The sequence below is a fragment of the Puia sp. P3 genome, from assembly GCF_050632245.1.
Classification (GTDB): Bacteria; Bacteroidota; Bacteroidia; order Chitinophagales; family Chitinophagaceae; genus Puia.
Genome location: NZ_CP192583.1, coordinates 2,304,688 through 2,329,112, shown reverse-complemented (window position 1 = coordinate 2,329,112; position 24,425 = coordinate 2,304,688). Strand labels below are relative to the sequence as shown.

General features: G+C 55.8%; 22 protein-coding genes and 1 pseudogene. 11 read left to right on the top strand and 12 right to left on the bottom strand.

The annotated features are described in order from the left end of the window. Positions 1–5: 5 nt before the first annotated feature. From ACQ86N_RS13960 to ACQ86N_RS13930, 7 genes are all read right to left on the bottom strand, one after another. On the bottom strand, positions 6–506 hold the full coding sequence (locus tag ACQ86N_RS13960; protein WP_431215671.1) for a hypothetical protein: 501 nt from the start codon (positions 504–506) through the stop codon (positions 6–8). After that, on the bottom strand, positions 470–1,075 hold the full coding sequence (locus ACQ86N_RS13955; RefSeq protein ID WP_431215670.1) for a PfkB family carbohydrate kinase: 606 nt from the start codon (positions 1,073–1,075) through the stop codon (positions 470–472). The genes ACQ86N_RS13960 and ACQ86N_RS13955 overlap by 37 nt, the downstream gene beginning before the upstream one ends. Before the next feature lie 82 nt (positions 1,076–1,157). Next, positions 1,158–1,631 carry a RidA family protein gene (locus ACQ86N_RS13950; protein WP_431215669.1) on the bottom strand — a complete coding sequence of 158 codons (474 nt, stop codon included), beginning with the start codon at positions 1,629–1,631 and terminating at the stop codon, positions 1,158–1,160. 18 nt (positions 1,632–1,649) lie between these two features. Next, positions 1,650–3,314 carry an alpha-L-fucosidase gene (locus ACQ86N_RS13945; protein ID WP_431215668.1) on the bottom strand — a complete coding sequence of 555 codons (1,665 nt, stop codon included), beginning with the start codon at positions 3,312–3,314 and terminating at the stop codon, positions 1,650–1,652. 5 nt (positions 3,315–3,319) lie between these two features. Continuing rightward, positions 3,320–4,867: a SusD/RagB family nutrient-binding outer membrane lipoprotein gene (locus tag ACQ86N_RS13940; protein WP_431215667.1), complete on the bottom strand. Its 1,548-nt coding sequence runs from the start codon at positions 4,865–4,867 to the stop codon at positions 3,320–3,322. Positions 4,868–4,894: 27 nt separating this feature from the next. Then, positions 4,895–6,640 carry a TonB-dependent receptor domain-containing protein gene (locus tag ACQ86N_RS13935; protein ID WP_431217410.1) on the bottom strand — a complete coding sequence of 582 codons (1,746 nt, stop codon included), beginning with the start codon at positions 6,638–6,640 and terminating at the stop codon, positions 4,895–4,897. A gap of 58 nt (positions 6,641–6,698) precedes the next feature. Next, positions 6,699–8,048, bottom strand: coding sequence for a TonB-dependent receptor plug domain-containing protein (locus ACQ86N_RS13930; protein WP_431215666.1), 1,350 nt, complete (start codon positions 8,046–8,048; stop codon positions 6,699–6,701). Between the two features lie 272 nt (positions 8,049–8,320). Here ACQ86N_RS13930 and ACQ86N_RS13925 point away from each other — a divergent pair, with 272 nt between their 5' ends. The 9 genes from ACQ86N_RS13925 to ACQ86N_RS13885 all read left to right on the top strand — a co-directional run bounded on the left by ACQ86N_RS13925 (position 8,321) and on the right by ACQ86N_RS13885 (position 17,984). Further along, positions 8,321–8,545, top strand: coding sequence for a DeoR family transcriptional regulator (locus tag ACQ86N_RS13925; RefSeq protein ID WP_431215665.1), 225 nt, complete (start codon positions 8,321–8,323; stop codon positions 8,543–8,545). After that, the gene (locus ACQ86N_RS13920) at positions 8,524–9,099 is read left to right on the top strand and encodes a DeoR/GlpR family DNA-binding transcription regulator (RefSeq protein ID WP_431215664.1); all 576 of its coding nucleotides are present in this window, start codon (positions 8,524–8,526) and stop codon (positions 9,097–9,099) included. The genes ACQ86N_RS13925 and ACQ86N_RS13920 overlap by 22 nt, the downstream gene beginning before the upstream one ends. After that, the gene (locus tag ACQ86N_RS13915) at positions 9,096–11,789 is read left to right on the top strand and encodes a family 78 glycoside hydrolase catalytic domain (protein ID WP_431215663.1); all 2,694 of its coding nucleotides are present in this window, start codon (positions 9,096–9,098) and stop codon (positions 11,787–11,789) included. Before ACQ86N_RS13920 ends, ACQ86N_RS13915 begins: the two co-directional genes overlap by 4 nt. Before the next feature lie 71 nt (positions 11,790–11,860). Beyond that, complete coding sequence (locus tag ACQ86N_RS13910; protein ID WP_431215662.1) at positions 11,861–12,937, top strand: lipid A deacylase LpxR family protein; 1,077 nt, start codon at positions 11,861–11,863, stop codon at positions 12,935–12,937. 160 nt (positions 12,938–13,097) lie between these two features. Then, the gene (locus ACQ86N_RS13905) at positions 13,098–13,670 is read left to right on the top strand and encodes a hypothetical protein (protein ID WP_431215661.1); all 573 of its coding nucleotides are present in this window, start codon (positions 13,098–13,100) and stop codon (positions 13,668–13,670) included. A 176-nt stretch (positions 13,671–13,846) separates the two neighbouring features. Further along, positions 13,847–14,377 carry a YceI family protein gene (locus tag ACQ86N_RS13900; RefSeq protein WP_431215660.1) on the top strand — a complete coding sequence of 177 codons (531 nt, stop codon included), beginning with the start codon at positions 13,847–13,849 and terminating at the stop codon, positions 14,375–14,377. 61 nt (positions 14,378–14,438) lie between these two features. After that, complete coding sequence (locus ACQ86N_RS13895) at positions 14,439–16,349, top strand: ABC-F family ATP-binding cassette domain-containing protein (RefSeq protein ID WP_431215659.1); 1,911 nt, start codon at positions 14,439–14,441, stop codon at positions 16,347–16,349. A gap of 122 nt (positions 16,350–16,471) precedes the next feature. Continuing rightward, positions 16,472–17,176, top strand: coding sequence for a PA domain-containing protein (locus ACQ86N_RS13890; protein WP_431215658.1), 705 nt, complete (start codon positions 16,472–16,474; stop codon positions 17,174–17,176). A 58-nt stretch (positions 17,177–17,234) separates the two neighbouring features. Then, positions 17,235–17,984, top strand: coding sequence for a M28 family peptidase (locus tag ACQ86N_RS13885; protein ID WP_431215657.1), 750 nt, complete (start codon positions 17,235–17,237; stop codon positions 17,982–17,984). On the opposite strand, the gene ACQ86N_RS13880 is transcribed toward ACQ86N_RS13885, so the two are convergent. The 4 genes from ACQ86N_RS13880 to ACQ86N_RS13865 form a co-directional block, all read right to left on the bottom strand. Beyond that, positions 17,965–18,915, bottom strand: a complete 951-nt coding sequence (locus ACQ86N_RS13880) for a class I SAM-dependent methyltransferase (protein WP_431215656.1) — start codon at positions 18,913–18,915, stop codon at positions 17,965–17,967. The genes ACQ86N_RS13885 and ACQ86N_RS13880 overlap by 20 nt on opposite strands. After that, positions 18,908–19,171 (bottom strand): MFS transporter, encoded by a 264-nt coding sequence (locus ACQ86N_RS13875; RefSeq protein ID WP_431215655.1) that lies wholly within the window; start codon positions 19,169–19,171, stop codon positions 18,908–18,910. Before ACQ86N_RS13875 ends, ACQ86N_RS13880 begins: the two co-directional genes overlap by 8 nt. Continuing rightward, positions 19,168–20,112 (bottom strand): MFS transporter, encoded by a 945-nt coding sequence (locus ACQ86N_RS13870; RefSeq protein WP_431215654.1) that lies wholly within the window; start codon positions 20,110–20,112, stop codon positions 19,168–19,170. Before ACQ86N_RS13870 ends, ACQ86N_RS13875 begins: the two co-directional genes overlap by 4 nt. Before the next feature lie 63 nt (positions 20,113–20,175). Next, positions 20,176–20,910 carry a DUF4197 domain-containing protein gene (locus ACQ86N_RS13865; protein WP_431215653.1) on the bottom strand — a complete coding sequence of 245 codons (735 nt, stop codon included), beginning with the start codon at positions 20,908–20,910 and terminating at the stop codon, positions 20,176–20,178. 56 nt (positions 20,911–20,966) lie between these two features. On the opposite strand from ACQ86N_RS13865, the pseudogene ACQ86N_RS13860 reads away from it, so the two are divergent. Then, positions 20,967–21,874: pseudogene (locus ACQ86N_RS13860) on the top strand (FKBP-type peptidyl-prolyl cis-trans isomerase). Here ACQ86N_RS13860 and ACQ86N_RS13855 read toward each other — a convergent pair. After that, positions 21,871–24,192, bottom strand: a complete 2,322-nt coding sequence (locus ACQ86N_RS13855) for a M1 family aminopeptidase (protein WP_431215652.1) — start codon at positions 24,190–24,192, stop codon at positions 21,871–21,873. The pseudogene ACQ86N_RS13860 and the gene ACQ86N_RS13855 sit on opposite strands and share 4 nt — an antisense overlap. Before the next feature lie 5 nt (positions 24,193–24,197). Between ACQ86N_RS13855 and ACQ86N_RS13850 the strand changes: the two genes are divergently transcribed. Beyond that, on the top strand, positions 24,198–24,377 hold the full coding sequence (locus ACQ86N_RS13850; protein WP_431215651.1) for a hypothetical protein: 180 nt from the start codon (positions 24,198–24,200) through the stop codon (positions 24,375–24,377). Positions 24,378–24,425: the final 48 nt, after the last annotated feature.

The window sequence follows — 24,425 nt, the reverse complement described above, 5'->3', positions numbered from 1 at the left end:
ACCAATCACCGGAGGATGCGTCCCGAGGAGCCGCTCCGGATGAAACTTTCTATTTCGTGACGGGATATAAGCGCCCAGTCACCCACAATACTTTGTTTGAGCGCGCCGCAGGCCACTGCGAAGTCGATGACCTGCTGGGGGTTCGGCTCCTGGCCCGGTCCGTAGGGAAGGCCGTCGGCGTCCCGCATCAGACCTGAAAGCATGCCGCCGGTGAAGGCGTCGCCGCTGCCGATCTGGTCGGTGACATAGGGCAGTTCGTGATAGGGCGAAAAATAATACGACCCTTTATAATATAAAGCACCCGAATAGACGTGCTGAATGCCGTGGGTCGTGCGGAAACTCATCGCCAGCACCTCCAGCCCGGGTATCTTCTCCAGCAGTGCTGCCGAACACTGGCGGAAGCGGTCTTCGAAGCCGGCCGACCTGTCGGTCTCTATCCCAAAGTAAACCTGGGCCGAGTCCAGATCGGCTACCGCCACCTGACTATGCCGCAAAAGATCCGGCATGACCTCTTTGGGCGCCTTGCCGTATTTCCACAGCGTGGTCCGGTAGTTGAAGTCCGCGGAGATCCGCATCCCTTTTCGCGCGCTGCTGCGATCGCTTCCGCGGTGGTGTCCGCGGCACCCTGAGATACCGCCGCCGCCACGCCCGACCAGTGAAACCAGGCGCCGTCGGGAAGACTGCTCTTCCAGTCGATGATACCGGGCCGGATTGTTGCATAGGCAGAGCCGTCCCGGTCGTAGATGACGCGGGTAGGCCGGATCCCGTTGCCCGGCTCGGTGAAATAGACGCCCAGCTTTTCGCCGCCGACGACGATGCCGGCGGTGGAGACGCCCTGTCCGCGCAGCGCGTCGATGCCGGCGTGAGCGATATCGTTGTCCGGTACCCGGGTGATATATCCAACGGGAATGCCTAACCGGGATAACAGCACGCAGGTATTGGCCTCGGCGCCGGCATAGTATACGTCGTATGCATTGGTCTGTACGATCCGCCGTCCTTCCCGGCAGTGCAACCGGAGCATCAGTTCGCCAAACGCTACCAGTTCAGTTGTCGAATTCTTCGCAGTAGGGGTCATGGTCACAGGTGGTTTTATCCCTACTTCAAACCTACTTAAAAATGTCGGGCAGACAATAAACGTCTGCCCGATTCTTTAATTTTTAGTCGTGTAACAAAAACATAGCCTCTATTTCCACCGGGATATTACCCGGCAACGAACCAAATCCGACGGCGCTGCGCACCCCTACCCCGCTGTCTTTTCCCCAGATCTCGGCAAAGAGTTCGCTGCAGCCGTTGATCACATAGGGATGGCGCTCGAAATCGGAGGTACAGTTGACCATCCCAAGGACTTTGATCACGCGTTTGATGCGGTCGAGCGACCCCAGATGTCTCACGATCGTGGAGAGCATGGTCAGTCCCACCTGACGCGCCGCAAGTTTGCCCTGTTCGATATCCAGATCGAGCCCGATACGCCCCGTGATCAGGCTCCTGTCAGGCAGCACCGGTCCGTGTCCGGACAGGTACAGGTAGTTGCCTTCGATAAGGAAGGGTTTGTAAACGCCCACGGGGTCCGGAGCAGGAGGTAAGGCAAGCCCCATAATGTTAAGTCTTTCTTCTGCGGTGTTGGTTTGCATGTGTTCTGGTTAATCGTATTATTCAATCAGTTTTGGATCGGGTACGGGCTGGTATAATTTGTCTTCACCGTTGATCTCAACCCCGTACCAGGACACCACTGCCCTGTATTCAAATGAATGCCATCGGTCGGCGCCGGTCATGACAAGCCGGAAACTGCCGTCGGCAGCGATAGCGACCGGTCGCGATCTTTTCCACGGTGCGGCATACAGCGTCTCTATTTGCCCCGCATAGGGCCGGTAATAGAAATATCCTGTCCCCGCCCTGCCTTTCGAGGGGCCGTCGACCCTGCCCGTAAAGACCGGTTTGTCGCCCGAGAGGGCGCTGTTCCCCGTATGAACGCTGATGACCGATGTAAAAACGGGTTCGACATGATCCAGTCTTATCACCACCGGATTGGGCCAGCGGTGGTCGTCATAGATGCGCTGGGCCTTTACCACGGAGACTTCGAGCCCGCTGTCGGTCTGGCGCCAGCGGCAGCCTACGTCGTCATTTTTGTATTCGATGACCCGGCTGTTCTGTCCAAGGACGTTCACCCGTGTCGCGGCCGTGCCGCGGACCGAACGCAGGACCAGTGACCTTCGCTGTCCTTCCTTCCAGTTCTCGCAGTTGGTAACAATCGCATACAGTGTATGGCTGCTGTCGGCCGTAAACCAGATATCCCCTTCCCTGCTCACCGTCCAGGCGTGGACGCTGTCCATACAGTCGTGGTTGATAAAATACCATGCGGCCATTTCCCGAAGCCTGTCTTCCAGTTCGGCGGGCAGCTCTCCGTTGGGTTTAGGACCGACATTCAGCAGCAGCGATCCGCCCTTGGCCCTTGCCTCGATAGCCAGACCGATCAGCTGTGTTCCGGTCTTATACCTTTCGTTGGTCGGCTGGTACTGCCAGGCCGTCCCCATCGTGATACAGGATAGCCAGGGATCGGTGACCGTTGCGCCGGGCAGCACCTGCTCGGGCGTTTTCATGGCGCCCCGGGTGATCAGCAGGTCCGGCTGAAGCTGCCAGCACGTGCGTTTGACGACATCCTTCGGCTCGCCGTCGATGAATAACAGGTCGATCTTTCCGTAGTTGGTCATCAGCTCTTCGCATTGTTTGCGCGTGTAGTCGTCGTATTCGGCGCGGGTCGCCGCGTCCATTTCGATCGTTCCCCGCTGAATGGGCAGGTGGTGTTCGTGGAGGAAGTGGAAATCTTCCGGCGAGAAATAAAACCCCACCTCCAGCCCTTCGGCGCGTACGGCTTCGACGTATTCCTTCACCATATCCCGGTGGTAAGGGGTATTCATGCAATTGAATGCCGTGGTTTTCGTATCCCAAAGACAGAAGCCCGAGTGATGCTTCGTGGTGAACATGACGTATTTCATTCCCGCCAGCCTCGCGAGCACCGCCAGTTCGCGGGGGTTGAAACGATACGGATCGAATGTCTTCGGCAGCTGGCTAAAATAGCGCTGCACGTATTCGTCCGAAGCGCCCACCAGCGAATGGCTGATCACGACGCCCAGCTGGGCGTCCACGCCGAAGTGGATGAAGAGGCCGCTGCCGGCCTGACGAAACCACTCCACGCGTTCGGGCTTGTTCCTGTTAAAATCGCTGGCGCCCGCGTCCTTCACGACGTCATTTTGCGCCAGGGCAGGGTGCGGCAGCAGGGCACAGATATAAAGGATCGGCAGCAGTAGTGTACGCATGTCTGTTATTTCTTGTCCCACCAAATCCTGGTCATCAGGTCATCCGCTCCCTGACGGGCGATTGCCGCGCTATATGCGGCCGCGTTGAGGTTCTGCTCGGAAGTGGGATAGAGCATCCGGCGGGGTATCTGTCCGCCTGTCGCATTCCCGGCGTAGTTGTTGGGTACCAGTGCGGGATAACCCGTACGGCGCCAGTTGGAATACGCTTCCGGCGCATTAGGAAAAATGCTGACCCAGAACTGGGTGTGGATCTGATTCATCTGCTGGTCGAGGGTTCCCGCTACCAGTGTATTGGCTGCCACATAGGCATTCATCGCGCCGGCGGAGATGGTCCCTGCGGAACCGGCGATGATCGACCACTGGCGAAGTGCGGCCTGGACGCCGTTGGTATAGAGCGTTGCCGCCACGCCTCCGGAATACCAGCCGCGCAGTGCGGCCTCCGTCATCAGGAAGTAAGATTCGGCGGGCGTAAAGATCAGCTGCGGAGAACCCAGGAGTAGAACGGTCTTCGGATTGGGTTCCGAATAGGTGACGAAATTGGCGGGCCGGACGTTATTGATGTTCGAAGCCATTCCTTTCTGGATGCCGACCGAGGTATCGGGCACTCCGTTGTTGTAGACGATGGAGATGATCGGCAGGCGCGGGTCGTTGGTCGACTTCAGATAGTTGATCCATACGTCCTGATATTTTCCGCCTTCGGTATTCGTGCTGCCGTTCTGCGCGATATAGTCGCTGTTCCAGAGATTGTACGCCATCGGGTTCTGGTTGATGACCTGTCCCGAGGAAAGATAGGCTACTTTGGCTACGTCGGCATCGGCGGTGATCACGCCGCCGGCGATGGCTTTTGTCGCCCAGGTCTGTGCGCTGGCCGCGTCGACTTTGGTGAGCCGCATCGCGAGACGCAGCATCAGGGAATAGGCGAACTTCTTCCACTGTGCGGTATTGCCGCCATAGATGAGGTCGGCCGCGCCGAATGTCGTCTTGTTGGCGTCGAAGCTCTGCGCCGCCCCGTCCAGTTCGGACAGCATATTCATATAGATCGCCTGCTGCGGATCATAGGCGGGTTTGTACACCGAAGAGTCATACCCGAGACCGGCCTGTGAGTAGGGCACGTCTCCATAAAGGTCCGTGATCCTCGAGAAACAATAGACGCGCCAGATGCGGGCTGCTGCCAGCAGATTCACTTTCGAAGGATCCGCCTTCACGGCCTTGATGACGATGCCGATCTCATTGATCTCGTCGGGATAGGCTGCGTTGAAGGTCGCGTTGGTCTGGGTGATCTGGCTGGCGACGTATTTCGAGCCAAAACCCGCCACGTCGTTATAGCTGGTCGTATACTGCATCATGCCCTGGTGCAGGGGGAACATCACGCTGCTGCCATAGACGCCGGAACCGTTGCCCATCCCATCGTAGAGGGATTTGGTGAAGACAAATCCCGGAGTTGGTGACGACACCGCATTGGGGTTGGTGTTCTCCGCCTGAAAATTCTTGGTACAGGAACTCTGCGTAAGCACACACAGACCGATAAAAGCGCCGATATATCTTGATTTCATAATAATTAATGCTTTTGGGATTTTCAATTAAAATTTCACCGACAGGTTCAGACCGAATGACCGGGTGCGGGGCAGGCCGATGGATTCGAAGCCCTGCGAGTTGCTGTTGGTAAAGCTTTGTTCAGGATCGAAGTTCTTCGTATCCCGGTAAAGGATTAACAGGTTGCGTGCGACGAAGGAGATACTGGCCGACTGCAGTTTTGAAAGGCCCAGCTTTGCCGTGGGGATGCTGTAGGAGAAGATCACCTGGCGCAGTTTGACAAAGCTGCCATCGTGCAGGAACAGATCGGAATATACTTTGTAGTTGTCGTAGTAAGGGCGAAGATTGGCAACCGGGATCGTATTGGTATACTTGTTACCGGACTGGTCGACGCCGTGTACCGTCAGGCCGTTCTCGCGACCGGGCAGGGTAGATTTGAGCTTGCCCATGCGCGTTGCGTAGACCTCGAAGATGGAGAAGATCTTGTTGCCGAATTTGCCGTCGAGGAGGAAGCTGAAGCCAAAGCGTTTGTAGTGGAATTCGTTGGTCAGACCCATGGTCCAGGGCGCTACGCTTCTGCCCAGGTTGTGCTGGGCGGACATGACGGGCAGGCCGCTGGCGGCGTTGAAGACCGTATCGCCGTTGGCGTTCTTTTGCATGCTGGTACCGACGAGCTCGAAAGCGGACTGGCCCACGACATTGTTCAGGTATGCCCAGTTGCCGACGGAATTCGCGACCTGTACGGTATTGAAGCCGGGCAGCAGGGAAAGCACCTTGTTCGTGTTATATGCCACGTTGTAGCTGACCGTCCAGGCGAAGTCTCCTACCTTGACCGGAGTGCCGGTGAGCAAAAGTTCGACGCCTCTGTTACGCAGGTTCGGCTTGTCCGCCAGGTTGACGATGGCGCTGCTGTAACCGGAAGTGGTGGATACCGCCGCGGGGAAGATATCGCTCCTGGTCTCGCGGTTATAGTAGGTAAAGTCGATGCCCAGCCGCTGCTTGAGCATGCTCAGCTCGAAGCCTGCCTCATAAGTGGTCGACGTATAAGGTCTGAGTTGGGCGTTGGTGATGGAATTGTTGTTGTTGTTGACGTCAGGCGTGACATTCTGCAGCGGCTGTCCCGAGCTGGGGACGACGCTGTAGCCCAGGTTGATGACATAGGGATCCGGAGCACCGCCGCCGACTTCCGCCCAGGAAGCCCTGATCTTGGCGAGGTTGAAGATGGCGGGCAGTTGAACGGCGTCGGAAAGGATAAAGCTCGCGCCGACGCTGGGATAGAAGATACCATAGTGTCCCTTGCTGAGTGTCGAGAACCAGTCTTCGCGGCCGGTGACGGAGAGGAAGAGCAGGCTTTTATAGTCGAAGTCCACTCCGCCGAATACCGAATTGGTCGTGGTATGCTGGTTGGTGGGAACGGCGGACGATGTTGCCAGGTTAGAGAAGGAATAGAAATAAGGGATCGTAAAGGTTTGTCCGTCCAGCTTCAGGTAGTTGTTCTGGAATTTACGCCCGTTGGCACCACCCAGCACGTTGATGTGCAGGTTCTCCCCGATATGGGTCTTCCAGGTACCGGTGACCTGGGTGTTGGTTTCCGCGGCGTCTGCCTTCAGACCGGTGTACTGACCGTTGGGGACGTAGAGCGTTCCGGTGGGCAGGACGTTGGAGTAGTTATAGCTGTACTGGTCCTGACTTACGGTACCCCTGAGGGTTAGGTTGGGCAGCACCTTGTAAATGATCGATGCCTGGCCGATAAATCTGTTCTTCGTATCGTTCTCCTGGTATTTGTTTGCCACGAAATAGCCGTTGGAGGCGATCGCCGCGTCGTTCCAGAGGATCTCGTTGCCGTTGGAGTCATAGCCCGGCTTGAGCCAGCGAACGTCCGCAGTATTGGCGATCTCCGAGGGGCGTCCAGTTGGGATTGCCCAGGGCGTCGCCGGCGCCGGTGCGGCCGTGTCCTTTCTCGAGATTGTACTGTGCAAGCGCTTCGATCGACAGCTTGTCGTCGAGGCGGGCGCTCATTGCCGGGTTCACCGTCTTGCGGTCGAAGGTCGTATTGGGGAGGATGCCCTTGCTGTTGAGATCGGATGCACTGAAGCGGTAGGTCACATTCTCGTTGCCGCCCGAGAAGGCGAGCGTATTGGTGAAGGTGGTACCGGTCTGGTAGAAATTCTGCAGGTTGTCCTTTTTCGCCGTATAGGGATGGGTCTTGCCGTCGACTGCGACATAGTCGGTAGAGCCGTCGATCTTCGAGCCCCAGGAGCGGCGGCCGGTAGCCTGTGCGGCGGCAAGCGTGGTGGGTTTTACGCCGCCGTCGCCCTGTCCGTACTGGTATTGAAAATCCGGGGTCACGGCTACGTTCTCGAGTGTTCCCGTCGAGTTGTATTCCACACCCACTCCTTTCTGGAGCCGGCCTTTCTTGGTGGTGATCAGGATGACGCCGTTTGCGCCGCGGGAGCCATAAAGAGCGGCTGCGGTGCCTCCCTTCAGGACGTTGATGCTTTCGATATCATCCGGGTTGATGCCGCCGATACCGTCTCCGCGATCGATGTTGAAGGTGATCCCGTTCGCGGTGGGAGCGCCGCCGGGTACGCTGTTGTTCATCGGCATACCGTTGATAACATATAGCGGCTGGTTCTCGCCGAAGAGAGAACCCGTGCCACGGATGGTGACGCGGCTGCTGCCGCCGGGTCCTGTAGAGAGTCCCGCAGCGTTGACACCCGCTACTTTTCCGGAGAGGGCATTGGCGACGTTGTTCTCGCGAGCCTGCGTAAATTCCGAACCTTTGACCTCGGTGACGGCATAGCCCAGCGATCTTTTTTGCCGGTTGATACCGAGGGCCGTCACGACCACTTCGTTAAGACCTTTGGTATTGTCGAGGACGACGGCCGGGTCGGAGGCGCCGGCCTGGGTGCTGAGACGTCTGGTCTCGAATCCCACGAAGCTGATCTCGAGGTCGATGTGCTGGCCGCTCATTGCGGCAGGGAGTGTAAGGTCAAAGTTCCCGGCGCCGTCTGTCGTGGTGACGACCTTCCTGTTGCTGGCGACGGTAATGGTTACGCCTGTGAGAGGGAGGCCATCCGGACCCTTTACCAGGCCTTTTATATGTGGCTGGCCTGACCCCGGCTGGGCCTTGCCGATAGAGGAAAAGAGGAGACAGCCGAAGAGGAGGCATCCCCAGACAGCTAGTTGGAATTTTGTCATGAGCAGTTGTTTTTGTTTTGGTGAGCTGGCATGCAATTTTTGCAAAATACTCACCGAATGTATCCGAAAAATTTGTAACAGCGAAATTTAATTGCAAATAATTTGCAACAAATGATGAATATTCTTCTCTTACTGTGATATAATTAGCCGCAATCCGCAAAAACTGCAAAAAATGCAAATTTTTACCCTCTCATCGCTACGGATATAGTATCTTTAACAATTACGCCCGCATGAGGGGCCAAAAGGCCTTATCCGGGACTCAACAAGCAGTGATGACAAAACTTAAGTCCAACGGTATTCCCGTCGCCCTGCCCAAGAAGGAGCGGAAAAATCTGATCCTTAAACAGATCAATATCCACACCCGGCTGATGTACAACGACCTCGTGAATCTGATCGACGTCTCCGAAGACACGATCCGGCGGGACGTGAACGAGCTGGCGGAGGAAGGACAACTGATCCGGATAAAGGGGGCGCCATGTCGGCAGCCTATCATATAGGACATGACTCGCAGACCTATGCGCAGTCCAGCAAACACGTCATTGCAGACAAGACACTTTCATTATTGCGGGAAGATATCATCGTACTCATCGGCGGTGGCACCACGGCCGGGGAGTTCATCAAGAGGATACCCGCCAATCTGCGGGCCACCTTTATTACGGTAAACGTCCTGACGGCGGTCGAGCTGCTGGACAAGCCGGCGATCAAGACCATTATGATCGGCGGACAGATCTCCGCCTATAGCCAGATGACGGTGAGCGGCGAGGTCTTCGAATATCTGGCCGGTATCAGGGCCGACCTTTGCATTTTGGGCACGAACGCCATCGACCCCAGCAACGGCCTCACAGACTCCGACTGGGAAACGATCCAGGTAAAGAAAGCCATGATCAAGGCAGCGGAAAAGGTGGCGGTGATCGCCATATCCGAGAAGCTGAATTCCAATATGCAGATGAAGATTGCTGATATCGAGGAAATCGACTATCTTATCACGGAATTATCGCCGGATAGTCCTGAATTGCAAGCCTACCGGTCGAAGAACCTGACGATCTTATGACCAAACGCATTTGTCTTCTACCTTTTTTATCGATCTTTTGCCTGCCTGTCTTCGCACAGTTGTCCGTAAACAAATTATTGACCGAGAATGAGACCAGCCCGCTGGCCGTGCAAACGCTCGCGCCGCGTCTCAGCTGGCAGCTGGAAAGTCCTGACCGGAGCGTTCTCCAGACTGCCTATGAGATAAAGGCCGGTGAAAGCCCCGAGGGCGGTCGTTCGGTCTGGAGTTCCGGGAAACTGGCTTCGGGGCAGTCTCTTCACGTTGCCTACGCCGGCGCGGGGCTGCAGTCCGGCCACCGCTATTTCTGGCGGGTCCGGGTCTGGGACAACAAGGGCCGGGTTTCCGCCTGGTCGAAACCGGCCTGGTGGCAAATGGGGCTACTGGGATCCGCAGACTGGAAGGCGCAGTGGGTGTCCGCAGCCGACAGCGGCGCCTGTCCCATTTTTCGCAGTGTTTTCGAAGCAGGAAAGGATATTGCTTCAGCTACGGTATATATTACCGCGCACGGTCTTTACGAAGCGCAGCTCAACGGCAAGCGCATCGGCGATGCCCATCTTACTCCGGGCTGGACCTCCTACCGTAAAAGACTTCAGTACCAGGCCTACGACGTGACCGCGATGGTGAGGCCCGGCAAAAATGCCATCGGGGCGATGCTGGGAAATGGCTGGTACAAGGGCTATATCGGATTTAACTGGCAGCATAATTATTATGGCAAAGACAGGTCGTTGCTCCTGCAACTGGTCATCCACTATAAAGACGGAAGGGTACAGGTGTTCGGGACCGACCCCAACTGGCGTTGGGCGCAGAGCGAGATCCTGAGTTCCGAGATCTACGGAGGAGAGACCATCGACCATCGTCAGGAAAGGCGGGGATGGAGCAGTCCCGACTATGACGCGTCCGCCTGGACAGCGGTGACCACGGAAAGCTTTCCCTTCGATAACCTTGTCACGACCGTGAACGAGCCGGTAAAGGAGCAGGAGACCTTCCGCGCCAAAAGGTCGTGGACGACGCCCGCCGGCGAGCAGGTTATCGACTTCGGACAGAACCTTACCGGCTGGGTGCGCATAAAGATACGCGGGAAGGCGGGCGACAGCGTCCGGATATCCCACGCCGAAGTACTGGACAAGAAAGGTAATTTCTATACGGAAAACCTGCGCAAGGCGAAGGCCCAGGACCTCTATATCCTGAAAGGCGGAGAAGAAGAGGAATTCCAGCCCCATTTTACGTGGCATGGTTTCCGTTATATCCGGATCGAAGGCATCGGCGGCGCGATCAATCCGGACGATTTTACGGCCGTCGCCCTCTACTCGGACATGGCTCCTACCGGCAATTTCGTATGTTCGAACCCGTTGATCAACCAGCTGCAGCACAATATCCAGTGGGGCCAGCGGGGTAATTTCCTGGACGTGCCGACGGACTGTCCCCAGCGCGACGAGCGCCTCGGCTGGACGGGCGACGCGCAGGTCTTCTCCCGAACGGCGGCGTTCAACCGCGGGGTCGAGAATTTCTTTGCCAAATGGCTCAAAGACGTAGCGGCAGACCAGACGACCGACGGGGCCGTCCCCTTCGTGATCCCGAATGTGCTCGGCAGAGGAGCCAGCGCGGGCTGGGCCGACGTGGCGACCATCGTGCCCTGGAATATGTATCTCGCCTATGACGACCGCAGGGTCCTGGAAGAACAGTACTCCAGTATGAAGGGATGGGTGGACTATATGCGGGAGCAGTCAAGGGGCGACCTCTGGAATACCGGATTTCATTTTGGCGACTGGTTGTTCTACCGCCCGTTCGACGACAATGATGGCAAGGCCGCCGTGACGGACAAATACCTGATCGCCCAGTGTTTTTATGCCGGTTCCACGCAGCTGCTGATCAAAGCGGCCTCCGTCATCGGCAAGACAGCAGATTCGGTCGAATACAGCAGGCTTCTGCAAAAGATAAAGGACGCCTTCGTTCGCGAATATATGACGCCCGGCGGAAGACTGGTGTCGGGGACTCAGACGGCCTATGTACTGGCGCTGCAGTTCGACATGCTGCCGGAATCCCTGCGCAAACAGGCGGCCGAACGGTTGGTGCAGAATATAAAGGATTATGACTATCACCTGACGACGGGCTTTCTCGGTACGCCCTATCTTTGCCATGTACTCAGCAGGTATGGATATACTTCGGTGGCCTACCGGCTGCTGCTGCAGGACAGCTACCCTTCCTGGCTGTATCCGGTGAAAATGGGCGCCACAACTATTTGGGAGCGCTGGGACGGCATGCGGCCTGACAGCACGTTCGAAACGCCGGATATGAACTCTTTCAACCACTATGCCTACGGGGCTATCGGCGACTGGATGTACCGGGTAGTCGCGGGGATCGACACCTACGAGGACGGCGCAGGCTATCGCCACAGCCGTATAGGCCCGCACCCGGGTGGCAGCCTTAGCTATGCCGGGGCCGACCTGCAAACAGGGTACGGACTCCTTAGCAGCCACTGGAGGCAGGAAAAGGAGGGGCTATTCATCGACCTGACCATACCGGCCAACACCAGCTCGACCTTTTATATCCCGGCGCCCGAAGGCGGTCTCATTACTGAAGGAGGCCACCCGCTGGCGGCTTCGCCGGATATCCGCGTGGAAAATGTGGAAAGAGGCTATCTTGTCGTGAGACTGGGGTCGGGACAGTACCATTTTAAAGTATCGGAATAAGGGCGGCTGGGTTCAACAATTGCTGGTTCCCTTTGTTCAACCTCCAACCGGACCAGCTAAACAGGCGGGCTATGAGACGATTTGTACGTATTTTATTTTTTACGGTTTTATTTGCCAGCGCGGAGAAGGGTCTTGCGCAAAAAGGACTGGACACGCCGACCCATCTGTTCCGGGTTTACGAGGACGATGACTTTATCAATATCTGGGGGCAGGGTTCGGACAATGCTTATACCAACGGTACCCGTCTCGACTATTTCTACAACCCCGATCACCCCCCGCGGTTCATTGTGGACAAAGTTCTGCCGAAAGCCGGAAGGGGCAGTATCAATACATACGGTTGGGGAATCGTCCAGCTGATGTACACCCCCGATAAACTCCTGGTCTCAGACTACCAGCCCGACGACTATCCGTATTCGGGTGCCCTCTTTGCGTCGCATTCCCTGTATTCCTATAATCCCGTCAGCAAATTCTCTTTTCAGAACGAAGTCGTCCTCGGTGTCATAGGACCCGCGTCTCTTGCGGGGCAAACCCAGCGACTGGTCCACCGCTGGGAGGGCTTCGATATTCCACAGGGATGGAGCCACCAGTACAGGAACGACCTTCTATTAAACCTCAACGTCACCGCCGAGAAGCAACTGGCGCAGGCCGGCAGGGGTCTGGAAGTCATCGCAGGCGGCCAGCTGAGTGCCGGGACGATGCAGAACAGCCTGACGGTCTATCCGCTGATACGTTTTGGAAACATGACGGCTTATTTTAACGGCTTTATCCCTCAGTTCGCTACCACCGGAACGAAAAGCGACGGAGGCAGAAAAGGACAGTTCTATTTCTTTGTCAAACCGGCGGCACAGCTGGTCCTTACCAACGCCCTCCTGCAGGGCGGCGTATTCACGCATAACCCCAATCTTCACCCGCTGCCCGATTCCAAGCCGGCGCCTCCCGGAGGACAAGGCCCCCAGACGACAACTCCGGAGACGATACCGCCGAAGCCCTATCCCGACCTGAATAAACTCGAAACTTCGCTGACCTATGGCGCGGTGTTCAGCAGTGGTAATTTTGGATTGTACTTTTCACAGATCGCGTCTTCCGCACAATTAAAAGGTCTGTACTGTCATCAGACGGGCAATATCTCGCTGTACTTCGCCTGGTAATTCTTCCGCGAAAAATCTCCGCGAAAAAAACTTTCGCTCTCCGAAAAAAATTTCTGTTAATTCTTCGAACCTTTCAATTCGACCAGCGTTCTATTAGGGTCAAGAGCAAATTTTAAGAAACGACAGCGCGTAATTATTCGTAAACATAAAACAACAAAAGATGAAAACGACACGTAAGATTGGCGTAGTGACAGCTCTATTAGTAAGTCTTGCATTTGCCTCACAGGCGCAAACGCAGCCGCAAAGCGGCTCCTCCTCTTCTTCTGACAAATTCCGCCTTAGCGTTGGACCCGAAGCGGGCCTTCCGCTGGGTTCATTCCACGATGGCTATGGCTCATTCATCGGAGGAAGTGTACAGGGTGAACTGCCGGTGGTAAAGAACCTAAGCGTAATCCTCAATGCCGGTTATAATGATTTCCTCGTAAAGGACGGAATCCCCAGCAAGAATATAAGCGCACTGCCCGTAAAGGCCGGTCTCCGCTATTATTTCTTACCGGACTTTCTTTATGTACAGGGAGAAGCGGGTACTTCCATTCTTCTGAACAAGACCGACCTCGCAGCGGATAAATCTGCCGATTTCGCTTATGCAGGTTCGGTTGGCGTACTCATCCCGCTGGCAAAGAAGAACTATCTGGACGTGGGCGTCCGCTGGCAGGGACAGTCTTCCTACTGGGACAATGGTTCTTCCATGAACTTCCTCGGCCTGCGGGTAGCCTATACCCTTGGGTTCTAGACAAGCTGAAAAATCAAGACTTACCACTGCGCTATGCAACAAAAACCACCCCCAACAGGGTGGTTTTTGCCATAAACCCACAAACTCTTAATCTAGGTTAATGGCCAGGCACTGTCTTTGCTGCTAACTTTGTCTGGAAATTATCAAATACTGTTCAAACATTAAAAATTAATTGTATGGCAACTAATTGGATACTCGACCCCTCTCACTCTAAAGTAGAATTTAAGGTGAAACATATGATGATCTCGAACGTCAGCGGTCAGTTCAAGAAATTCGACGCTCAGGTCGAGACGGAAGGAGAAGATTTCATGACAGCAAAAGTCAGCTTCACGGCAGATATAGACAGCATCGACACCGGCAGCGAGCAGCGCGACGGCCACCTTAAGTCGGCGGACTTCTTCGACGCTGGCAATTTCCCGCAGCTGAAATTCGTGGCTACCAAATACGAGAACGTAGACAACGACGGCGACTACGAAGTATACGGCGACCTGACCATCCGCGGCATCACCCAGCAGGTCAAGCTGGACGTGGAATTCGGCGGCGTGATCAAGGATCCCTGGGGTGCAACCCGTGCCGGCTTTACCGTCACCGGCAAGATCAACCGTAAATCATTCGGTCTCACCTGGAGCGGTGTCACAGAAACGGGCAGTCTCGTCGTCAGCGACGACGTCCGTCTCCATGTCGACCTCGAATTTGTAAAGGCTTAGTGCATATAGCGGGCCGGTCCCATACGTGGGCCGGCCTGCCCTTTTTGCGTATCTTCGCGCCATGCACTACGTTTCTGTGGAAGGACTTGGCAAGTCATACGGCGTAAAGCCCTTATTCGAAAATATTACATTTCATATAGAGGAAGGCGACAAGATCGCCCTGGTTGCCAGAAATGGCAGCGGCAAGTCTACCCTTCTCAGGATCCTCTCGGGCAATGACACGGCCGACAACGGCACGGTATGGATCCACAAGGACGTCACCGTCGCACTTTTCGAGCAGGAGCCTGTCTTCGCCGAAGACAAGTCCATCCTCGACAATATCTTCCACCACAACCACCCCGTCATCAACGCCATCAGGGACTACGAGGCTGCTTCGGACTCCGAAGACGTCGAGCTTCTTACGGAAGCCATTGTTCGTCTTGACGAGCTCAACGCGTGGGATTTCGATACCAAGGTCAAACAGATCCTGGGGAAACTGAATATCCATCACCTGCAGCAGCCGGCGGGCACTCTTTCCGGCGGACAGCGCAAACGGGTAGCGCTGGCGAAAACGCTGATCGATATCGGATTTGAGCACAAACACGTCCTGCTGATCATGGACGAACCGACGAACCACCTCGACGTGGAGATGGTCGAGTGGCTGGAGCACTATCTCAATCAGGAAAAAGTGACCCTGCTGCTGGTCACCCACGACCGTTATTTTCTCGACAACGTCTCCGAAGAGATCTGGGAGATGGACGGCAGCAGTCTCCACGTATATAAAGGGGACTACGAGAACTACCTGGAGAAAAAATCGGCCCGCATCGAGAACGAATCCGCATCGATAGAAAAAGCGAGAAACACCTACCGGAAAGAACTGGAGTGGATGCGCAAGCAGCCCAAGGCCCGTACGACCAAGAGCAAGAGCCGCCAGGATAATTTCTATGTCGTCGAGGCCAGAGCGAAACAGCGTATCGAAGACCAGCAGGTCGAGTTACAGATGAAGATGAACCGCCTGGGCGGGAAGATCGCCGAACTAAAAAAGGTCTACAAGGCCTATGGCGAAAAGACCATCCTGAAAGGCTTCGACTATACCTTCAAAAAAGGCGAACGTCTGGGGGTGATCGGCCGCAACGGCGTTGGCAAATCCACGTTCATCAACATGCTGCAGGGTCTCGAACAGCCCGACAGCGGCAAGATCAATATCGGCGAGACCGTCATCTTCGGCAACTATTCCCAGCAGGGGCTGGTCATCAAGGAAGATATGCGCGTGATCGAGTTTGTCAAGAATATTGCCGAGGTCTTCCCTCTCGCGGCGGGAGGCTCGCTGAGCGCAGCCCAATTCCTCAACCTTTTCCTTTTCCCGCCCGAACAGCAGTACACCTATATTTCCAAACTCAGCGGGGAGAGAAAAGAAGGCTGCACCTTTTGTCGATCCTCTTCCGGAATCCCAATTTCCTGGTACTGGACGAACCGACCAACGACCTGGACCTGCCCACCCTCGCCATCCTCGAAAACTTCCTCAGCGAATTCCAGGGCTGTCTGCTTATCGTCAGCCATGACCGTTACTTTATGGACCGTCTGGTCGACCACCTGCTGGTCCTCGAAGGCGACGGGGTTGTCAGGGACTTCCCAGTGCAACTATACCCAATACCGTCAGTGGCAGAAACAGGGCGACGAACAGGCCGAGTTTCGTCCGGTCGGAGACGGTTTTCAGTCCGCTCCCCCCACCCAGCAGCCAGCGGCGGCCTCCCCCGCCGCGGCTCCCGCGGCGCGACGGCAGCTGTCCTATAAGGAGAAAAGGGAATTCGAGATCCTCGAGAAGGAGATCGCCCAGCTCAACCAGGAAAAACAGGACATCACCGGGAAACTGAACAGCGGCAGCGCGCCCTTCGATCAGCTGCAGCAAATGTCCATCCGCATCGGCGAGATCGGCCAGCTGCTCGACGATAAAGAGCTGCGCTGGCTCGAACTCAGCGAGATCGGGGCATAACACTCAGCCGGACTGGCTCGTAACCGGGGTCTGCGCGTGAATTCAACCGCTCATCCATTTGTCAGTATCCGCACATTCGGATATGGGGAAAGACTATATATTTGGCCCCTTAATTATCATTAATGAGAAAACTCTTCCTCTGGCTGTCCATATGCACAGCCGGTGTCGCACAGGCTCAGAAAATCCCTGACCCGCGGCCTTTTGCAAAAACCATCACGGCAGACGACCTCAAAAAGCATCTCTACATTGTCGCCTCAAAAGATTTCGAAGGCCGCGAGACGGCGACTGAAGGCCAGCGCAAAGCTGCCGCCTATATCGAGAACGACTTCCGCAACCTGGGGCTGCAGCCCGGCAACGGCAGCGACTACCAGCTGTATTACCCCGTATTCCAGGACTCGCTGGAGTCGGCCGGTCTCACGGTAGGCAACCAGTCCTTTGAACTCGACAAAGACTTCTTCGTCAACGTTGGCGCCAACTACAGTGCCGAGCTGTTGGGCAGCGACGTCGTCTTCGCGGGTTATGGCATCAGCGACAACAACCGGGACGACTACAAGGGGCTCGACGTAAAAGGGAAGATAGTGCTGGTCCTTGGCGGACAGCCGGCAGGATCGACCCAGCCCGCGGGCAGAAGGGGATCCGCATTCTATGCCAAACAGGACGCCGCCCAGAGTCATGGAGCAGCGGCCGTGCTGATCCTTCAGTCCAACCTGCCGCGTGCCTTCTTCGGCGCAAAAGGCAATATGTACCTGAACGAATTCAGGAAGACCATCTATCCCAATAGTTTTTACATCACCGAAAAAGCTGGCGCAGGCCATCCTTGGCGATGACTTCAAGACAGCGGTTTCGGGACAGGGAGCCGGCAAGGCCTATACCGTCAATATCGGCATGAAAGTACACAAGACCATCCTCCAACTGAAGAGCAGCGACGTCCTCGGTTTCCTCGAGGGCAGCGACCTGAAGGACCAGATCGTCGTGATTTCCGCGCACTATGACCATCTGGGCAAGCGGGACACCGTCATCTATTATGGCGCCGACGACGACGGCTCGGGAACGGTGAGCGTACTCGAACTGGCCGAAGCCTTCGCGAAAGCAAAGGCAGCCGGAAAGGGTCCCCGCCGCAGCATTCTGTTCCTCGCCAATTCCGGCGAAGAAAAAGGACTCTTCGGTTCGCAGTATTATTCCGAACACCCGACATATCCCCTGGAGCATACCACGGTGGACCTCAACATCGATATGATCGGACGGATCGATCCCAACCGCAAGGTCGGCGACTCCACCAACTATGTGTATGTTGTAGGCAGCGACAAGCTGTCGACGGACCTCAAGCCGATCAGCGAAGGCAACAATAAGAAGTATACGAAGATGGAGCTGGACTATAAGTTCGACGATCCGACCGATCCCGAACGCATCTACTATCGCAGCGACCACTATAATTTTGCCCGCAAGGGGGTACCGATCATCTTCTATTTCGACGGCATCCACAGGGACTATCACAAGCCCACGGATACTCCCGACAAGATCAACTACGATATCATGGAGAAAAGGGCCCGTCTCGTCTTTTTTACGGCCTGGGAGATGGCGAACCGCAATGATATGCTGAAACGCGATATTCCGCTCAACGATCCGGGGCGGTAATCCGGAAGCAATATCGAAAAAGTTTCCCCTGAAAATCAAATGGGGTAGTCGCACCGGTAATATCCTTTATTGCCGGTGTTTCTATTTTGTCTTTGTCCAGCTGAAACTTCCGGTAGTTGGTGCTGAAGTACAGGACTCCACCCGGGCGCAGCACCCGCAGCACCTGGTTGATGAGCTCCGAGTGGTCGCGCTGAATATCGAGAAAGTCTTTCATCCGCTTGCTGTTGCTGAAAGTGGGCGGGTCCATGACCGCCAGATCGTAATATCCGGCCGGCGCCTCGTCCAGCCACTGTTTGACGTCGGCATGGATAAAATTGGTCTGCGGCGCTGCGGTATTGAGCTTCATATTCTCCTCCGCCCATGACAGGTAAGTTCGGGAAAGGTCGACCGAATCCACGCGCGCGGCGCCGCCCGCCGCCGCATAGACGGAGAACGATCCGGTATAACAGAAGAGATTGAGGACGCGTTTGTCTTTTGCTTCCTCCCTGACCATACTCCGGGTGATCCGGTGATCGAGAAAAAGACCGGTATCCAGATAATCCGTTAGATTGATGCGGAAGGAAAGACCGGCTTCTTTGGCGATAAAGAATTCCTGTTCACTGGCGAGTTTCCCGTACTGTCCCTGGCGTCCTGCCTTACGACGGCGCTCGCGGAAATAGATGCGCTCGTCGGGGATCCCGAGTATCCCGGTGATGGTGGGTACACAGGATTCGAGCCAGGCCTGGTGCTCTTCTTCGGTCATGCCGTGGCGGCGCTGGTATTCGGCCAGGTATACCTTGTCTTCATAGATCTCTATGCAGAAAGGAAATTCCGGCAGGTCATGGTCATAGACGCGCCAGCAGGTGATCTGCTGCCGCCGGGCCTGTTTTGAAAGGTGACGGTAGACCTTGGTCAGCCGGTTATGGAACATCATTAATTTGGGGTCAGACATCGGGCTTGTTTTGTCGTAAATACCAGAATCCGGTGGCCGCCAGCAGACAGAGCCCGCCGACCGCCCACCACAACGCCGTGAATCCGGCGTGCTGCGCCAGTTGTGACCCTCCTATCGGCCCGATCACCTGCGCAACCGACCATGCTATGGTATAGAGCCCGGCATACTGCCCCCGGTTGGTCAGCGAGGTCCTCGAGATCCAGAAGGAATTCATGAACGGCATCGATCCTATTTCGCCAAAGGTAGTCAGGATCATGCAAAAGAACGCCGCGGCGATGGACAGGGAAGAACATTCAGCAGCATATAGGACACGCCGACGAGGATGACGCCGAAAACGATATAAAAAAGATTCTCCCTTTTCCCTTCCAGCTTGAAGACGAGGACCATCTCGAGCACGGTGATCAGCAGACCGTTGAGGGTCATCAGCAGTCCGATCATATACTCGGGCATGTGCAGCCGTTCTTTGTAGAATACCGGCAGCGTGGAGAACAACTGGAAAAACCCACAGCCGAATACGATCGTGAAGGTCACAAACCGGAGGTAGCCGCTGTCCTTGTAGGGAGAAAGCGCCGGGGCCTTGCCCGCGGTGGTCTCGTGCTCGGGGACGGCGTCGCTGTGCAGCGGGAGGAACCAGCGAAGCAGCAGGACGGCGGCCAGGTTGGTCGCGCCATCGACCCAGAACAAAAGGTGATAGTTGATATTGGCCAGAATACCGCCAATGGCCCCTCCTACCGCCCAGCCGAGGTTCACGGCCAGCCGGTTGAGGGAATACGACCGGGTCCTGTTCTCCGTATTGCAATAGTGCGCGATAGCCGTGGAATTGGCGGGGCGGAAAGCCTCGTTGACGACGCTTAACAGAAAGGTGCAAACGCAGATGAGCGGGTAGCTTTTCATCTGCCCCAGCACCATGAACAGCAGCCCTCCCCCTGCCAGCGTTGCCCACTGGACGCGCTGGAAGCCAAACCGGTCCGTCAGCCGGCCCCCGATGAATCCGCCGCAGACCGCGCCAAAGCCGAAGATGCCCATGACGAGCCCCGCCCGGCCGATGCTGTAGCCGGAGGACGTGAGATAGATCGTCATGAAAGGGATGACCATCGTGCCGCTGCGATTGACCAGCATTACCAGCGACAGCAGCCAGGTAGACTTCGACAGACCGCTGTAGGCGTTTTGATATAGTGAGATTGTGCGCGCAAGCATACGGATCGCAAAAATAAAAAACCCGCCTCTTGGAGGCGGGTTCTATTATATAAGAGGTTTATTTTACTTACTCCCGCCGAAAACTTTTTTGAGTAGATCGTCTACCTGTGCAGCCGGGTTCTTACGAATATTCTTTTCTTCTGCTGCGACATAGTAGAACACGCCGTCCATCGTCCGCTGCGTGGCATAGCCGGACAGGTCGGGGTTGACTTTCTTGACGAGCGGTAGCTTGTTATAGGTTTCGAACAGTACTTTCCAGTATTTCGTTGCGCCCGTCTTCTGCAGTGACGTATCGATGACGGGGCGGAAAGCCGCGGTCAGCTGGGTCGTTGTACTTTTGCGCAGATAGCCCGTGGCAGCGGTATCCGAGCCCTTGAGGATACCCAGTCCGTCGGAGACGGTCATATTCTTAATAGCGCCCAGGAAAATGGGAGCGGCAGATTTGGCGGCGTCTTCCGCGGCCCGGTTGAGGCTGAGGATCGCGTCATCACACTGTTTGCCAAAACCGGCGCTGCGGAGGGTCGACTCGACTTTCGCGGCTTCGGGAGGCAGGAGTATCTTTACGGCAGCATCTTTAAAAAAACCGTCAACGGCAGACAATTTGTCAGCGCTTTTGGACGTACCACGGGAAAGCGCTTCTTTCAGACCAGCCACAATATCGTCAGAACTAAGGCCTTTGCCACCGCTTTTTAGACTGCTGAGTGCGTTCTTGGCACCGCCGAGGAGGCCCCCTGCGCGTGCGCCATCATGGCAAAAAAGAGGAAGACGATCAGGGCATAGGAAAATTTTTTCATTCAAGGATATTTTGCGTTTTACAATAGGGGATAAAAATACGGTCTAATACTGATAAACTAATGTTAACTAACGCCCGTGGAGGCCATTTATTGCGAATGGCTGCCGCTCAATGTATTAAGAAGAAATACAATAAACCCTTACCTTTGCGCGACAATTCTAATACCATGAACGTAAGCAAAAAAATTAGTTTTTCTGTTCTACTCACATCCGCGGGTCTTTCGGTCTTTGCGCAGACCAAACCGGCGACGGCAACGAAGCCGGGGACAGCGACCAATAAGCCCGCTGCAGCCAAACCGGGGGCCGGCACTGTCGCGCTGAAGACTGCCCAGGACTCTCTGAGCTATGCCATCGGTGTCAGCGTCGCTAACTTCTACAAACAGATGAACATCACCAATATCAACACTTCTCTGGTGACCCGCGCCATCAATGACGTCAATATCAGGGGTAAGGCGCTTATGGACGACCAGCAGTGCAATGCGGTCATGAGCAGCTATATTCAGAAAGTGAAGTCGGAGAAAGCTTCCGGCAACAAAAAGATCGGCCAGGACTTCTTAGCTGCCAACAAGAATAAGCCCGGCGTAGTCACTCTGCCCAGCGGCCTCGAATACAGCGTCGTCAAGGCAGGTACCGGTCCCAAACCCGCACTAACGGATATGGTCAGGGTACACTATCACGGTACGCTCATCGACGGCAAAGTATTTGACAGCAGCGTCGAAAGGGGACAACCCATCGAGCTGGCTGTCAATGGCGTTATCCCCGGCTGGACGGAAGCGCTGCAGCGATGCCCGTAGGCAGCAAATGGAAGCTCTTCATCCCCTCGAACCTGGCGTATGGCGACCAGCAGGCGGGACCGATGATCGCTCCGGGCTCGACGCTGATCTTCGACGTCGAACTGCTCGATATCGTGAAGAAGCCGGGTGCTGCGGCACAGGACAGCACTGCGAAGCCGGACAGCACTTCGCACTAATTGACGTCTGCGGCCGAGAAGTTGATTCCAGCCGCTTTCAGCCGATCGGCCCGGAACAACAGATCCGCGGCTTGCAACAGCTTCGCTTTTAGTAGAGGATTATAGTCGGGGTGCGCAGTTAGGAAATCCCGCACAATTTGCGCTTCGGCCGGTGTTCTGCACCAGCCGAAGCTTGCCTGCAGCCAGCTTTGGGGGAAGAAGACGTCACCGGTTCGCTGGATGTCTTCGAGCCAGTCAAGAGAAGGCTGCAGGTATTTTTTTGCCGACTCCGCCCGCAGGGGATGATGGAGATAGCCGAGGGCCGTGACCACCGAGGCTTCCCTTCGCCGGACCTCGGGCCTTTTCAGCGAGAGAAAGAAGCTGTCGCGCTCCGCCTCGTCGTTCGACAACGAAGGCATCAGGAATAGCAGCCGCTGTCTTCGGTCCGGATTGGAGATACGGGAAAGCTGTTCCACTAAAATCCCTTTGCTGTCCGGGTAGTCGCGTACGGCCAGGGCTGCCGCGAGATTCGTGTAGTCGTCTTCGGTGAGGACGACGCCGGGAGGTGGACGGCGGTCGTGCCATACGGCATATAGTGTGTCCATCGCCGCACGGGTTGTGGCGATGTTTGTGTAGGCGCGGAAGAGGAGTTTTTTGTTGTTTTTGGCTGTGGCCCATTTCATGGCTCTCCAGCAGTCGTCTTCTGCCGCATCGGCCAGAGTATCCCAGCGCGGTTTCGGAGCAAAGCGCCAAAAGAGCGACTGCCATTCATCGAGAACGACATTCAGAGCAAGCTCATCGGGTTCAGTAAGCCGGGCGTTGTAACCAAGGAACAACAACTCCGGGGTAAAGCCACTGCCATTGAGCGCGTTTTCGTAAAGGTTGATGTAATTGGCCGCACGCATAAGGGGAGTTTTTCCGTAAGCCCAATGACGGATGCCGGAAAATCCGTACAGGTCAAACGCACCATAATGTATTGGAAACACCCCATATCCGCGGCCATCCGAGTTGAATATAATAAACTGCGAATCTGTTTTGCCTACAGCTGCCGGCACATGAACAGTCGCTGCGTTGCTATTGACTTCTATCTCTTCCCCGGACAGCGCGATGCTGAACTTCTGCGGCCATACCCGCTTCGACCCGTCCTCGCCCTGCTGGTGGATCACGAAATCGGAGATCTTCCCATCCTTCACCTTCATCTCATAGGTGAACTTCGGTCGCCCGGCGCCGTTGACCCAAACCTCATTCCAGGCTATAAGGTCCAGCTTCGTGTGTGGCTGCAGGCAGTGTAACAGGTCGGGCCAGGTGGCGTTGCCGCCGGCATATTTTTTCAAATAGTCCCGCAGCCCGGCGCGGAAAGGCTCCTCCCCCATCAGCGCTTCCAGCTGACGCATCACGATCGGCGCCTTGTGATAGATGATATTCCCGTAGAGCGAACCCGCCTCGTTGAGGTTGTCCAGCGTCTGGCGTATCGGATGCGCGCCGGCGCTGCGGTCGACGCTGTACGCCGCCGGGTAATGGTCGGTCAAAAATTTGAGATCGTAGTTATTATCCGGCAAGGTGAGATTACTGATCTTGTCGGCCATAAAATTGGCGAAGACCTCCTTCATCCAGACGTCGTTGAACCAGGTCATGGTGACCAGGTCCCCGAACCACATATGCGCCGTTTCGTGTGCGAGCAGGTTCGACCTGCTGATCAATTGCTCGCGCGTAGCGCCCGAATCGAGGAACAGCGTGCTGGCCTTGTACTGAATAGCGCCGGGGTGCTCCATCCCTCCGAACTGAAAATCGGGGATCGCCACAAAATCGAACTTCTGAAAAGGATAGGCGATACCGGTATAGTCCTGCATAAAGCGCAGTGCCTGTCCTTCGATCCGAAAGATCGAGTCGATGCTGAACCGCAGTTTGGCCTCGTCGGTCTCGCGATACAGCAGATGCATGGTCCGCCCGTCGACGACCCGCGATGTATCGAAGAACTTCCCTGCGGCAAACGAGAACAGATAGGTGCTGATCCGGTCGGAGGGTTGTCCCAGCGGAGCGTTGGCGATCGCCTTCCAGCCGGCCGGCATCGTCAGCCGCAGCGTGAACACGGCCTTGCAGTCCGGCTGGTCAAAACAGGGGAAGATCGTCCGGGCCCTGTCGGGCACCAGCAGCGTATATAGAAAATCATTGTTCCTGTTGAGTGCCGCGTCCGCGGATTCGAAAGATACCTTCACAACGTTCTCTCCCTCCTTAAGCAATTCCGACGGCAAGGAAATATGTTCGTTGACGACGGTTGCAGCGATCGTCGATCCGTTGACGGCCACGGCATCGAGGGCGCGGCCTTTGAAATCCAGCAACAGGGGTGCGAGGCCAGACGCTGCCTGTCCAGCTGAAAATAGAGCTTCTCTTCTCCTTCGACAGCGACGCCTTTGGATTCCGGCAGGCGAAAAACCAACTCATAGCGTATGTTCTTCAGACACGCGCTTCGCTGCTGCGCGAGCGCAAAGGAGACGCCGGCGCCCTCCTGCCCCATCGCGTATAACCCAAAGAATAATAACAGGATAAAAGGAGTCGGTTTGATGAGCGCCAT

Bases quoted from the DNA above. Each gene is read 5' to 3' on its own strand.
- ACQ86N_RS13950 (WP_431215669.1), bottom strand. From the start codon at position 1,631: ATGCAAACCAACACCGCAGAAGAAAGACTTAACATTATGGGGCTTGCC.
- ACQ86N_RS13885 (WP_431215657.1), top strand. From the start codon at position 17,235: ATGAAAGTACACAAGACCATCCTCCAACTGAAGAGCAGCGACGTCCTC.
- ACQ86N_RS13915 (WP_431215663.1), top strand. From the start codon at position 9,096: ATGACCAAACGCATTTGTCTTCTACCTTTTTTATCGATCTTTTGCCTG.
- ACQ86N_RS13945 (WP_431215668.1), bottom strand. From the start codon at position 3,314: ATGCGTACACTACTGCTGCCGATCCTTTATATCTGTGCCCTGCTGCCG.
- ACQ86N_RS13905 (WP_431215661.1), top strand. From the start codon at position 13,098: ATGAAAACGACACGTAAGATTGGCGTAGTGACAGCTCTATTAGTAAGT.
- ACQ86N_RS13925 (WP_431215665.1), top strand. From the start codon at position 8,321: ATGACAAAACTTAAGTCCAACGGTATTCCCGTCGCCCTGCCCAAGAAG.
- ACQ86N_RS13875 (WP_431215655.1), bottom strand. From the start codon at position 19,171: ATGATCCTGACTACCTTTGGCGAAATAGGATCGATGCCGTTCATGAAT.
- ACQ86N_RS13960 (WP_431215671.1), bottom strand. From the start codon at position 506: ATGCCGGATCTTTTGCGGCATAGTCAGGTGGCGGTAGCCGATCTGGAC.
- ACQ86N_RS13920 (WP_431215664.1), top strand. From the start codon at position 8,524: ATGTCGGCAGCCTATCATATAGGACATGACTCGCAGACCTATGCGCAG.
- ACQ86N_RS13895 (WP_431215659.1), top strand. From the start codon at position 14,439: ATGCACTACGTTTCTGTGGAAGGACTTGGCAAGTCATACGGCGTAAAG.
- ACQ86N_RS13870 (WP_431215654.1), bottom strand. From the start codon at position 20,112: ATGCTTGCGCGCACAATCTCACTATATCAAAACGCCTACAGCGGTCTG.
- ACQ86N_RS13880 (WP_431215656.1), bottom strand. From the start codon at position 18,915: ATGTCTGACCCCAAATTAATGATGTTCCATAACCGGCTGACCAAGGTC.
- ACQ86N_RS13955 (WP_431215670.1), bottom strand. From the start codon at position 1,075: ATGACCCCTACTGCGAAGAATTCGACAACTGAACTGGTAGCGTTTGGC.
- ACQ86N_RS13900 (WP_431215660.1), top strand. From the start codon at position 13,847: ATGGCAACTAATTGGATACTCGACCCCTCTCACTCTAAAGTAGAATTT.
- ACQ86N_RS13940 (WP_431215667.1), bottom strand. From the start codon at position 4,867: ATGAAATCAAGATATATCGGCGCTTTTATCGGTCTGTGTGTGCTTACG.
- ACQ86N_RS13910 (WP_431215662.1), top strand. From the start codon at position 11,861: ATGAGACGATTTGTACGTATTTTATTTTTTACGGTTTTATTTGCCAGC.
- ACQ86N_RS13930 (WP_431215666.1), bottom strand. From the start codon at position 8,048: ATGACAAAATTCCAACTAGCTGTCTGGGGATGCCTCCTCTTCGGCTGT.
- ACQ86N_RS13890 (WP_431215658.1), top strand. From the start codon at position 16,472: ATGAGAAAACTCTTCCTCTGGCTGTCCATATGCACAGCCGGTGTCGCA.